Below are 11,507 nucleotides of genomic sequence, written 5' to 3'. Positions count from 1 at the left end.
GCTCAGAACCTCTCCGGGAAGACGAGGGCGAGGATCAGGTAGCCCAGCAGGGCGACGGCCACGACGAGGCCGACGATGTTCTCGGCGGTCACAGCTTCGTCACCCCCTTGGCGACGAGAGCCACCAACGCGAAGACCGCGATCGTGGTGACGACGAAGGCCACATCGGCCATCGTGTGCTCCTAGAGAGGTTCGGATGAACGGACCTCTAGAGGAAACAACCACTACCGATCGGTAGGAGGTCCGTTGACGCCTCCCTTACGGCCATTAGCGCCCCCTTGACGGGATCCATACGCACGCCGCCCGGACCTGCGAAAACGCCGCTGGGCCGGAACCCCTGTACGGGGTTCCGGCCCAGCGAAACGGCAGATTCCGGCCGCCCGGCGGCCGGTTGGCCGCCTGGTGACCGGGCGGGTGGGTCAGCGCACCTCGGTGGTCTCCGGGCCGCGGTTGAGGCGGTCGACGCCGCCCGCGAAGCGCGAACCCTGCTCCTCCTGCTGCAGGCCCTCGGCCACCATCTGGGCGTCCTCCGGCAGCTTCAGCACGATCGGGTCGCGGGGCGCCATCGGCGAATCGCCGCGCACCACGACGGTGTCGCGGAAGATCTGCTCCAGCAGCCCGGCGGTCTGCGGCTGCACCGCGCCCTGGCCCGAGATCACACCGCGCAGGAACCAGCGCGGCCCGTCGCAGCCGACGAAGCGCACCAGCTGTACGCCCTGGGTGCCGTCCGGCAGCGCCACGGGCACCTGGGCCCGCAGCTCCCAGCCGAGCGGCCCCTCGACCTCGTCCACGACACCGCCCTGCTGGGTGATGCCGCCGGCGATCTCTTCCCGGACCTCGTGCCAGATGCCCTCGCGCTTGGGAGCGGCGAACGCCTGGAGCTGCACGGCGCTGTCGCGCAGCACCACGGTCGCGGCGACGATCGCGTCACCGGCGACCTCGACCCTCAGCTCCATGCCCTCGACACCCGGCACGAACAGCCCGCCGAGGTCCACGCGCCCGTCGCCGGGCTCCCTGACCTCGGAGATGTCCCACGGCCCGTCGGGGCGCGGCTCCGGCTCCAGCCGGATCCGGCTCGCGGCCGCGGTGGCATATGCGTCCTCGTCGGCGGGGGCGTCCCCCACCGACTCATCGGAGGTCACGTCGTCGAGGCGGTCGGCACTCTCGACGACGTCCTCGCTGCGCTTGCGGCGACGACCGAACACGTCACTGTCCTTCCCGGTCGCTGGCGACCGAAGCGAATCCATTCCCCACGGCAGCGTGGCCACCGGTGGACCCGAAGCCCCCTTCGGCCCGTGCCGAGCCGGGAAGCTCCGCCACCTCGTGGAAGCGGACCTTCTCGACCTGCTGGACTACCAACTGGGCGACGCGGTCGAACCTCTCGAACCGGACGCTCTCGCGCGGGTCCAGATTGACCACAATCACCTTGATCTCTCCACGGTACCCGGCATCGATGGTGCCCGGGGCATTGACCATGGACACCCCGCAGCGGGCGGCGAGGCCCGAACGGGGATGGACGAACGCGGCGTACCCGTCGGGCAGCGCGATCGAGATGCCGGTGGGCAGCACCAGCCGCTCACCGGGAGCGAGCTCGGCGGCCTCGGTGGTGACCAGATCGCACCCGGCGTCGCCGGGGTGACCGTACGAGGGAAGGGGCACCTCGGGGTCGACCCGGCGGATGAGGACGTCGACGGGCGGACGCATCAGTGCTTGCTCCTGTTCGCTTCTCCGCCCGCGAGGCGAACGTGCGGCTCGTACGCCGACTGCGGCCCGGAGGCCTCGCGTGCGCCGCTCACGGGTTCACCTCGAAGGCTCGGGCGACCTTCACCTGGTCGGGGTCGGCGAGGACGGCCTGGATCTCCTGCTTGCGGCCGTTCTCGATGAAGTGGTCGATCTTGACCTCGATGAACAGCGCGTCCGCGCGCACGGCGACCGGCCCGTCGGGGGCGCCGATGCGGCCCGTGGCGGTGCAGAAGATCTTGCGTCCCGCCACCGCGACGACCTCGGCCTCGAGGTGGAGCACCGCGCCCACCGGCACCGGGCGGACGAAGTCCGTCTCCAGCCGGCCGGTGACGGCGATGACCCTCAGCAGCCAGCCCAGGCCGCCCAGCGTCTCGTCCAGGGCCGTGGCCAGCACTCCGCCGTGCGCCAGCCCGGGAGCGCCCTGGTGGGCCTCCTTGACCTGGAACTCGGCGGTGACGCTGACGCCCTCGCCGGCCCGCGTCTGAAGGTGCAGGCCATGGGCCACTCCACCGCCGCAGCCGAAGCAGTACTCGTAGTGCGACCCGATGATCTCGCCGGGTGCCGGGGCTTCGGGGTGCCGCGCCGGAGGCGCGGCGCCGGGCGGCGGTGTCGCCGCTGTCGTTCGTCCACTCACAGGGGCTGACCTTACCCGCGACGGCGGCACCCGGTCCCGCCCGTGCCAAGCTTGTGCGTATGCAGCCTTACGAAGAACGCCTGACCGCGCCCCGTTCCTGGTGGTTCATCGCGGTTCTCGCCGGGATCGCCATGGCACTGATCCTGCTGCCGCTGGGCACGCTGCCGATGCTCTGCGGCCTCATCGGCGGCGGGGCGCTCACGGCGGTGGCGGTCAGTTCGTACGGCTCGGTGCGGATCCGGGTGGTGGGCGGCGCGCTCATCGCCGGGGACGCGCGGATTCCGGTGGAGGCGCTGGGCGAGCCCGAGGTGCTGGACGCGGAGGAGGCCCGTGCCTGGCGTACGCACAAGGCCGACACCCGGGCGTTCATGCTGCTGCGCGGCTATGTGCCCACGGCGCTGCGGATCGAGGTCACGGACCCGGCGGACCCCACCCCCTACCTCTACCTCTCCACCCGCTCCCCCGAGCGCCTGGCGGCCGCTCTCGCCGCCGTTCGGGCGTAGGGCCTAGGCCAGGCCCAGGCCCTGCTCCGGCGGCCCGGAGGGGGCGGTGGGCAGCTCGTGCCAGGGCACCTGGCGGGTCCGCAGGTCCTTGCGCACCTTGCCGGCGACCCGCTTGGTGTCGCGGCGGTTCATCGCGGCGCCGACGGCGGCGCCGATCATGAAGGGCGCGAGGTTCGGCAGGTTGCGGAACGAGCGCCTGAGGATCTGCTGGCGCAGCTCACGCTTGAGCTGGACGCCGAGGGCCGCGTTGACGCTCAGGGGGGACATCACGTCGATGCCCCGCTCGTCGGCCCAGGCGCCGAGGTACGCCATGGCCCGCTGGCGGGCGTTCCCGGGCGCCCGCACGCCGTAGAGCTCGTGGAGCTCGGCGATGAGCTTGAACTCCACGGCGGCGACGCCGACGATCTCCGCCGCGAGCTCGGCGGGCATGGCGGGCGGTACGGGCAGCATGGCCGCCGCACCGACGCTCGCGCCGACGGTGGAGGTGCCGTACGCGGCACCGGCCACCAGCTTGTCCGCGATCTGTTCCGGGCCGAGGCCGGGGAACTGGGCGCGGAGGGTGGCGAGGTCCCGCACGGGGACGCGCGGGGCGTTGATGATGATCCGGTCGACGACGGCGGTCAGTCCCGCCCTCGCCCCCCGGCCGCCCCGCCTCGCCGTCTCGGCGCTACGGCCGACGACCGCGGCGGCGAGCGAGGCCGCACGGCCTCGCTCGACGTTCGCGTCGACCATGTCGCCGGGTGCGTCCGCGGCCGGCCCGGTGGTCAGCCCGGGCTGCCGGGAGCGCCGCTTCCGGAACGGGGTCGAGCCTGCCATGGCAGACCCTCGCCTCACTCGCAGTCGCGGCAGATCGGCTGGCCGTTCTTCTCACCGGCCAGCTGGCTGCGGTGGTGCACGAGGAAGCAGCTCATGCACGTGAACTCGTCGGCCTGCTTGGGCAGGACCCGTACGGCGAGCTCCTCGTTCGAGAGGTCCGCGCCGGGCAGCTCCATGCCCTCGGCCGCCTCGAAGTCGTCCACGTCGACGCTCGAAGCGGACTTGTCGTTCCGCCGGGACTTCAGTTCCTCGATGCTGTCCTCATTGACGTCATCGTCGGTCTTACGTGGGGTGTCGTAGTCCGTTGCCATGTCGCTCTCCCCCTCTGGGTGTCTGCGGTGTCTCCAGCGCACGTAACGCGTGAGAGGCCGGACTTGTGCCCGACCCGAGGCGGAGATTTTGCCTCACATCAAGGTCTGTTACTCAATCGACACCCAACCGCACACCTGAAGAGGTGATCGGGATGGGTGGCGATGGGGACCGTACACGGTCCGAAAACCGTGTGCGGCCATGCCATCCCGTGTACTTCCCGTGATCAGGACCCCCGGAAACCCCCATTTTTCAGGCGTCTCCCGGCCGGTTCCGACTACGGAGAGTAGATGGCTTGAAGTCTGCGCATGTGACTGAACACACACAGCCACGGTGACGGTCGGAACGGGAAAATTCCGCCCAAAGCGAACCGATGGCCGCCCTATTCTCTCAGACTCCGCGACGCGGGTCAGGCGGGCAGCACGACCCGCATGACCAGGCCGCCCCCCTCACGGGGTTCCGCGGTGATCCGTCCGCCGTGCGCGCGGGCCACCGAGCGCACGATCGACAGGCCCAGCCCGACGCCCTTGTCGCTGCGCGTGCGCTCCGTGCGCAGCCGGCGGAAGGGCTCGAAGATGTTGTCCACCTCGTAGGCCGGGACCACCGGGCCGGTGTTCTCCACCACCAGCACGGCCTGCCCGGGCCGGGTCAGGGTCGTGACCTCCACCCAGCCGTCCGGGGAGTTGTAGCGCACCGCGTTCTGCACCAGGTTCAGCGCGATCCGCTCCAGCAGCACGCCGTTGCCCTGGACGACGGCGGGCTGCCGGGTGCCGCGCAGCTCCACGCCCTTGGCCTGGGCCTCCGTACGGGCCTGGTCGAGGGCCTGGGAGGCCACCTCGGCGAGGTCCACGGGCTTGCGGTCCACGATCTCGTTGTCGCTGCGGGCGAGCAGCAGCAGGCCCTCCACGAGCTGCTCGCTGCGCTCGTTGGTGGCCAGCAGCGTCTTGCCCAGCTGCTGCAGCTCCGGGGAGGCGGCGGGGTCGGAGAGGCTGACCTCGAGCAGCGTGCGGTTGATCGCCAACGGCGTGCGCAGCTCGTGCGAGGCGTTGGCCACGAACCGCTGCTGGGCGGTGAAGGCCCGCTCGAGCCGGTCCAGCATCTCGTCGAAGGTGTCGGACAGCTCCTTCAACTCGTCGTCCGGCCCGCCCAGTTCGATGCGCCGGGTCAGGTCCGTGCCGGCCACCCGGCGGGCGGTCCGGGTGATCTTGCCCAGCGGCGAGAGGACCCGGCCGGCCATGGCGTAGCCGAAGGCGAAGGCGATGACGGCGAGGCCGAGGAGGGCCAGCAGGGAGCGGCGCAGCAGGGACTCTAGGGCCATGGCGCGCTGGTGCTGCATGCAGGTCTCGAGGATGCGGTTGGCATCGTCGGCGGTCAGGCCGGGGGACTTCAGCTGGGGGCAGGTGGAGCCGGTCACGGTGACCTTGCTGCCGTCTATCAGTCTGATCAGCGGCTCGCTGCCCACGCTCAGCGCGTTGGCGGCCAGCAGGTAGATGATCGTCAGCAGCAGCACGCCGGCCATCAGGAACATCCCGCCGTAGAGCAGGGTGAGCCTTATGCGGATGGTCGGCCGCAGCCACGGGAAGGGGCGTACGACCGGCTGCCGGGGATCCCAGGTGGGCTTGGGCGGTGCCGGTGGGGCCGGCGGGGCGGGGGGCGTGGGGGTGGCGGGGGAGGACATCGGTGATCAGATCCGGTATCCGGAGCCCGGCACGGTGACGATCACGGGGCTCCCCCAGCTTGCGTCGCAGCGTCATGACAGTGACCCGGACGACGTTGGTGAACGGGTCGGTGTTCTCGTCCCAGGCCTTCTCCAGCAGCTGCTCGGCCGACACCACGGCTCCCTCGCTGCGCATGAGCACCTCCAGCACCGCGAACTCCTTGGGTGCCAGCTGGACCTCGCGTCCGTCGCGGAAGACCTCGCGCCGGTTGGGGTCGAGCTTGATGCCGGCCCGCTCCAGGACGGGCGGCAGGGCGACGGTCGTACGCCGGCCCAGCGCCCGCACGCGCGCGGTCAGCTCGCTGAACGCGAACGGCTTGGGGAGGTAGTCGTCGGCGCCGATCTCCAGGCCCTCCACGCGGTCGCTGACGTCGCCGGAGGCGGTCAGCATCAGCACGCGGGTGGGGATGCCGAGCTCGACGACCTTGCGGCAGACGTCGTCGCCGTGGACGAGCGGGAGGTCCCGGTCGAGGACGATGACGTCGTAGTCGTTGACGGCGATGCGCTCCAGGGCGGCCGCCCCGTCGTACACGACGTCGACGGCCATGGCCTCCCGGCGCAGTCCGGTGGCGACGGCGTCTGCGAGCAGCTGCTCGTCCTCGACGACGAGTACGCGCACGGCGTTGGTCCTTCCCTTTGAGCCCTGACGGGCAGCCTCGATGACCCCGGTGGGTCACTCCATCCTGCCTCGGATGTCGATAAACCGGCCGTAAGGGGTATCCGGAGGCCGGCCGGGGAAGGGATTCCGGATTACTCCGCGCTCGAAGGTTTCCGCCGCGACGAGGGTGGGGAAGACGTCTGCACACCCGCGATCACGCTTCTCCGTACGCCTTGGCGTACGCGCACCACCCTGCGCGTGATCGTTTCGCCGTGGCACACCCCCGTGCCGCCGACCCACGACGAGGGGGCGCACCACCATGGACGCATTCACCGCCGGCCTTCTGCAGCGCATAGAAGCCGCCCGGTCCGACCTCGACCACGCCCGCCGCACCGGCGACGACTTCCTTGCCGAGGTGGAGCAGGGCGAGCTGGAGGACCTCCAGCGACTCGCCGCCGAGCACGGCGTTCCCGTCAACGCGGCCTGATTCCCCGTTCCGCAGTGCCCCGGTGCCGGCTCCGGCACCGGGGCACTGCGCCGTCCGGGGGTAATGCGCAGGCCCGGCCGGCCTCCTAGTCGCGCCAGGCGCCCAGCGCCTCCAGGCGCTCCTGCAGCGGCTCGAAGAGCCCGGGCGGGGCCGCCACGGTCAGCTCGCCCGACTCGCGCTGCCCGGGGCGGCCGCCCGTGAGGGCGCCCGCCTCGCGCGCGATGAGCGCGCCCGCGGCGAAGTCCCAGGGGTTGAGCCCCCGCTCGTAGTAGCCGTCGAGGCGGCCGCAGGCCACGTCGCACAGGTCGATCGCGGCCGAGCCCCCGCGCCGGATGTCGCGCACCTGCGGCAGCATCGAGCGCAGCACCTCGGCCTGGGCGGCCCGCCGGGTCTGCAGGTAGCCGAAGCCGGTGCCGATCAGGGCCTGGTCGAGGCCGGGCGCCGGGCGGACGCTCAGCCGCCGCTCCCCCAGGAACGCCCCCTCGCCCCGCACCGCCCGGTACGTCTCGCCGCGCTCCGGCGCCGCGACGACCCCCACGACCGCCTCGCTGTCGATCTCGGCGGCCACGGACACGGCCCAGGACGGCAGGCCGTAGAGGTAGTTCACGGTGCCGTCCACGGGGTCGACGACCCAGCGCACCCCGCTGGTGCCCTCGACGCTGGCGCCCTCCTCGCCCAGGATCCCGTCGTGCGGGCGCCGCTCGGCGAGGATGCCGGTGATGAGTTTCTCGGCGGCGATGTCCATCTCGGTGACGACGTCGATGGGGCTGGTCTTCGTCGCGGCCACGCCCAGGTCGGCGGGGCGGCCGTCCCTGAGCAGGGTGCCGGCCCGGTCCGCGGCCTCGAGGGCCACGGCCAGGAGTTCGGCCTTGAGGGTGTCGGTCACGAGGTGCTCGCTCCTTGGACGTACGGGCTGTCGGCCCCGGCGGCCGCCGGGCGGGGGGCCCGCGCCGGGCAGCAGCCGACGGGGCAGAGGTCGTGGCTGGGGCCGAGCGCGCCCAGGGCGCAGCGCTCGGGGCGCTCGCCCCGCTCGCTCGCGGCGCGCTCGAGCACCAGGTCGCGCACGGCGGCCACGAAGCGCGGGTCGGCTCCGACGGTCGCGGCGCGGGCCACCGGCAGGCCCAGTTCGGCGGCCTTGGCGGTGGCTTCGGTGTCGAGGTCGTACGTGACCTCCATGTGGTCCGAGACGAAGCCGATCGGGACCATGACGACGGCTGGCGCCCCCTCGCCGTGCACGGTCTCGAGGTGGTCGCAGATGTCCGGCTCGAGCCAGGGGATGTGCGGGGCGCCGCTGCGCGACTGGTAGACGAGGTCCCAGGGCCTGTCGGTGCCGGTCTCCTCGCGGACGGCCGCCGCGACGGTCCGGGCGACGTCGAGGTGCTCGGCGACGTACGCGCCGCCGTCGCCGTGCCCCTCGGCGGGCCCGGAGGCGTCCGCGGCGGAGGTGGGGATGGAGTGGGTGGTGAAGGCCAGCCGGGCGCCGGCCCGCACGTCGTCGGGCAGCCGGCCGAGGGCGGCGATCGTCGCGTCGACCATGGGGCGGACGAAGCCGGGGTGGTTGAAGTAGTGCCGCAGCTTGTCCACGCGCGGGGGCGTGAGGCCTTCCGCCGTCAGGGTGGCCAGGGCGTCCGCGAGGTTCTCGCGGTACTGCCGGCAGCCCGAGTAGGAGGCGTACGCGCTGGTGGTCAGGGTGAGCACACGGCGGTGCCCGGCGGCGGTCATCTCGCGCAGGGTGTCGGTGAGGTAGGGCGCCCAGTTGCGGTTGCCCCAGTAGACCGGCAGGTCCACGCCGTGGGCGGCGAGGTCCTCGCGCAGGGCGGCGAGCAGCTCACGGTTCTGGTCGTTGATCGGGCTGACGCCGCCGAAGAGGAAGTAGTGCTGCCCGACCTCCCTCAGCCGCTCCCGGGGGATGCCCCGGCCGCGGGTGACGTTCTCCAGGAACGGGACGACGTCCTCGGGGCCCTCGGGCCCGCCGAAGGAGAGCAACAGCAGGGCGTCGTAGGGGGCGTGAGCTGGCTGATCCGACATGCGTCCGATCCTGCCACCCGCCACCGGCGGCCGGGAAATGACGATGCGCCGCGCAAACGTGCGCACGTAAGCTGTATCAGCCACCTACGTCCCTTACGGCACCCTCGTCCGCGTCCCCTCCCCCGAACCCTCCGGGAGCCGTCCTTGTCCAGTCCCTACAGCGCGATATTCGCCGCCCCCGGCTCCAAGGGCTTCTCGGCGGCGGGCTTCCTCGGCCGGCTGCCGCTGTCGATGCTGGGCATCGGCATCGTCACGATGATCTCCCAGATCACCGGCCGGTACGGGCTGGCGGGCGCGCTGACCGCCACGAACGCGATCGCGGCGGCCGTCCTCGGCCCGCAGGTCTCGCGGATGGTCGACCGGCACGGCCAGCGCCGGGTGCTGCGCCCGGCGACGGTGCTCTCGCTCGTGTCGCTGGCGGGGCTGCTGCTGTGCGCGCACCAGCGGTGGCCGGACTGGACGCTGTACGTCTTCGCGGCGGGCGCGGGCTGCGTGCCGAGCGTGGGGTCGATGGTGCGGGCGCGGTGGGCGGCGATCTACGGCGGCTCGCCGCGCGAGCTGCACACCGCATACGCCGCCGAATCGGTCATCGACGAGGTGGTGTTCATCATCGGGCCGATCCTGTCGATCGGCCTGTCGACCGCGTGGTTCCCGGAGGCGGGCCCGCTGCTGGCCGGCTGCTTCCTGGCGGCCGGGGTGTTCTGGCTGACCTCGCAGCGGGCCACCGAGCCCCGGCCGCATCCCCGCGAGGCGCACGAGAGCGGCTCCGCCCTGCGCTCCCCCGGGCTGCAGGTGCTGGTGGCGACGTTCGTGGCCACGGGTGCGCTGTTCGGCTCGATCGAGGTCGTGACCGTGGCGTTCGCCGAGGAGCAGGGCCACAAGGCGGCGGCGAGCGTGGTGCTGGCCGTCTACGCGCTGGGCTCCTGCCTGGCGGGGGCGGTCTTCGGACTGCTGCACCTGAAGGGCGAGCCGGCCCGGCGCTGGGTTGTGGGCGTCTGTGCGATGGCCGTGAGTATGATCCCCCTCCAACTGGTCGGGAACCTGCCGTTCCTGGCCGTGGCTCTCTTTGTCGCGGGCCTGTCCATCGCGCCGACGATGGTCACCACGATGGCCCTCGTCGAGCAGTACGTACCGCGCGCACAGCTGACCGAGGGCATGACCTGGACGAGCACCGGGCTCGCGGTCGGCGTGGCGTTCGGCTCGTCGGCCGCCGGCTGGGCGGTGGACGCCGCCGGAGCCGCCGCGGGGTACCTGGTGCCCGGCACGGCGGGGATGCTCGCGGCCGCCGGCGCGTTCCTCGGGTACCGCCGGCTGCGGCCGGCGCCTGAGCAGGTGGGGGTTGGCGCTGATGACGGCGACGACGAGAGCGAGCAGGCCCTGGCGTAACTGGGCGGGGAACGTCACCGCCCACCCGGTGCGGACCGTGGCCCCGGCCACGACGGAGGAGCTGTCCGCCGCGGTCGCGCGGGCGGCCGGCGAAGGACTGAAGGTGAAGGCCACCGGCTCCGGCCACTCCTTCACCACCGTGGCCGCCACGGACGGTGTGCTGATATGCCCGGACCGGCTCACCGGGCCGCTCGCGGTCGACCGGGCCGCCGGCACCGTGACGGTCCGCGCGGGCACCACGCTGCGGGAGCTGAACCGCACGCTGTCCGCCCACGGCCTGTCGCTGGCGAACATGGGCGACATCATGGAGCAGACGGTCTCCGGCGCGGTCAGCACCGGCACCCATGGCACGGGCCGGGACTCGGGGGCGATCGCGGCCCAGATCCGGGGCCTGGAGCTGGTGACGGCCGACGGTTCGGTGCTGACCTGCTCGGCCCGGGAGAACCCTGAGGTGTTCGCGGCGGCCCGGGTGGGGCTGGGGGCGCTGGGCGTGATCGCGGCGGTCACCTTCGCCATGGAGCCGGAGTTCCTGCTCATGGCGCGCGAGGAGCCGATGGCCTTCGGCCGGGTGACCGAGGACTTCGACGCGCTGGTCGCGGAGAACGAGCACTTCGAGTTCTTCTGGTTCCCCCACACCGACAGCTGTGTCACCAAGCGCAACAACCGCAGCGCGGGCCCCGCAGCCCCCATCGGGCGGGTGAGCGGATGGGTGACCGACGAACTGGTGTCCAACGGCGTCTTCGGTGCCGCCTGCGCCCTGGGCCGGGCCGTGCCCGCCACCGTGCCGGGGCTCGCCCGGCTCTCGGGCCGGGCCCTTTCGGCCCGTACGTACACCGACATCCCGTACAAGGTCTTCACCAGCCCCCGCAGGGTGCGCTTCCTGGAGATGGAGTACGCCCTGCCGCGCGAGGCGGCGATGACGGCCCTGCGGGAGCTGCGGGCGATGATCGAGCGCCGGGGGCTGCGGATCGGCTTCCCGGTGGAGGTGCGGACCGCGCCCGCCGACGACATCCCGCTGTCCACGGCGTCGGGGCGGGACACCGCCTATATCGCCGTGCACATGTACCGGGGGACGCCGCACCGGCCGTATTTCACGGCGGCCGAGCAGATCATGACCGCGCACGGCGGGCGGCCGCACTGGGGGAAGCTGCACAGCCGGGACGCGGCGTATCTGGCCGGGGTCTACCCGCGCTTCGGGGAGTTCGCCGCGGTGCGGGACCGGCTGGACCCGCACCGCGTGTTCGGCAACGACTACCTGCGGCGCGTCCTGGGCGAGTGAGCCGCCGG

13 protein-coding genes and 1 pseudogene are annotated in these 11,507 nt (G+C 72.5%); 4 read left to right on the top strand and 10 right to left on the bottom strand.

What is annotated here, in order from left to right; translation table 11 throughout:
- Window positions 1–2 precede the first annotated feature (2 nt).
- From kdpF to J1792_RS22530, 4 genes are all read right to left on the bottom strand, one after another.
- Window positions 3–92 (bottom strand): K(+)-transporting ATPase subunit F, encoded by a 90-nt coding sequence (gene kdpF / locus J1792_RS22545; RefSeq protein WP_043188605.1) that lies wholly within the window; start codon window positions 90–92, stop codon window positions 3–5.
- A 326-nt stretch (window positions 93–418) separates the two neighbouring features.
- Window positions 419–1,246 carry a DUF3710 domain-containing protein gene (locus tag J1792_RS22540; RefSeq protein ID WP_242646342.1) on the bottom strand — a complete coding sequence of 276 codons (828 nt, stop codon included), beginning with the start codon at window positions 1,244–1,246 and terminating at the stop codon, window positions 419–421.
- A complete protein-coding gene (gene dut / locus J1792_RS22535) occupies window positions 1,206–1,703 on the bottom strand; it encodes a dUTP diphosphatase (protein WP_086571692.1) in 498 nt (165 codons plus the stop codon). Before dut ends, J1792_RS22540 begins: the two co-directional genes overlap by 41 nt.
- Window positions 1,704–1,791: 88 nt before the next feature.
- Window positions 1,792–2,376, bottom strand: coding sequence for a PaaI family thioesterase (locus J1792_RS22530; protein ID WP_086571690.1), 585 nt, complete (start codon window positions 2,374–2,376; stop codon window positions 1,792–1,794).
- Window positions 2,377–2,435: 59 nt separating this feature from the next.
- Here J1792_RS22530 and J1792_RS22525 point away from each other — a divergent pair, with 59 nt between their 5' ends.
- On the top strand, window positions 2,436–2,879 hold the full coding sequence (locus J1792_RS22525) for a DUF3093 domain-containing protein (RefSeq protein ID WP_086571688.1): 444 nt from the start codon (window positions 2,436–2,438) through the stop codon (window positions 2,877–2,879).
- A 3-nt stretch (window positions 2,880–2,882) separates the two neighbouring features.
- On the opposite strand, the gene J1792_RS22520 is transcribed toward J1792_RS22525, so the two are convergent.
- From J1792_RS22520 to J1792_RS22505, 4 genes and pseudogenes are all read right to left on the bottom strand, one after another.
- On the bottom strand, window positions 2,883–3,695 hold the full coding sequence (locus tag J1792_RS22520) for a hypothetical protein (RefSeq protein ID WP_242646341.1): 813 nt from the start codon (window positions 3,693–3,695) through the stop codon (window positions 2,883–2,885).
- A gap of 14 nt (window positions 3,696–3,709) precedes the next feature.
- The gene (locus J1792_RS22515) at window positions 3,710–4,006 is read right to left on the bottom strand and encodes a DUF4193 domain-containing protein (RefSeq protein WP_086571686.1); all 297 of its coding nucleotides are present in this window, start codon (window positions 4,004–4,006) and stop codon (window positions 3,710–3,712) included.
- 407 nt (window positions 4,007–4,413) lie between these two features.
- Window positions 4,414–5,682, bottom strand: a complete 1,269-nt coding sequence (locus J1792_RS22510) for a sensor histidine kinase (protein WP_207248047.1) — start codon at window positions 5,680–5,682, stop codon at window positions 4,414–4,416.
- A 6-nt stretch (window positions 5,683–5,688) separates the two neighbouring features.
- Window positions 5,689–6,340: pseudogene (locus J1792_RS22505) on the bottom strand (response regulator transcription factor).
- 298 nt (window positions 6,341–6,638) lie between these two features.
- Here J1792_RS22505 and J1792_RS22500 point away from each other — a divergent pair.
- Window positions 6,639–6,806, top strand: a complete 168-nt coding sequence (locus J1792_RS22500) for a hypothetical protein (RefSeq protein WP_179198786.1) — start codon at window positions 6,639–6,641, stop codon at window positions 6,804–6,806.
- An 85-nt stretch (window positions 6,807–6,891) separates the two neighbouring features.
- Here the strand turns inward: J1792_RS22500 and J1792_RS22495 are convergent, their stop codons facing one another.
- On the bottom strand, window positions 6,892–7,692 hold the full coding sequence (locus J1792_RS22495) for an inositol monophosphatase family protein (protein ID WP_207248046.1): 801 nt from the start codon (window positions 7,690–7,692) through the stop codon (window positions 6,892–6,894).
- Window positions 7,689–8,834, bottom strand: a complete 1,146-nt coding sequence (locus tag J1792_RS22490; protein ID WP_207248045.1) for a ferrochelatase — start codon at window positions 8,832–8,834, stop codon at window positions 7,689–7,691. The genes J1792_RS22495 and J1792_RS22490 overlap by 4 nt, the downstream gene beginning before the upstream one ends.
- A gap of 144 nt (window positions 8,835–8,978) precedes the next feature.
- Between J1792_RS22490 and J1792_RS22485 the strand changes: the two genes are divergently transcribed.
- Together J1792_RS22485 and J1792_RS22480 are read left to right on the top strand one after the other, a co-directional pair.
- The gene (locus J1792_RS22485) at window positions 8,979–10,220 is read left to right on the top strand and encodes an MFS transporter (RefSeq protein WP_086567253.1); all 1,242 of its coding nucleotides are present in this window, start codon (window positions 8,979–8,981) and stop codon (window positions 10,218–10,220) included.
- A complete protein-coding gene (locus J1792_RS22480; RefSeq protein ID WP_207248044.1) occupies window positions 10,183–11,499 on the top strand; it encodes a D-arabinono-1,4-lactone oxidase in 1,317 nt (438 codons plus the stop codon). The genes J1792_RS22485 and J1792_RS22480 overlap by 38 nt, the downstream gene beginning before the upstream one ends.
- Window positions 11,500–11,507: the final 8 nt, after the last annotated feature.

The sequence above is a fragment of the Streptomyces triculaminicus genome (genome assembly GCF_017349075.1).
GTDB lineage: Bacteria > Actinomycetota > Actinomycetes > Streptomycetales > Streptomycetaceae > Streptomyces > Streptomyces triculaminicus.
Note: the sequence above shows the minus strand (reverse complement) of the source record. Positions and strands in the feature narration are given on the sequence as shown.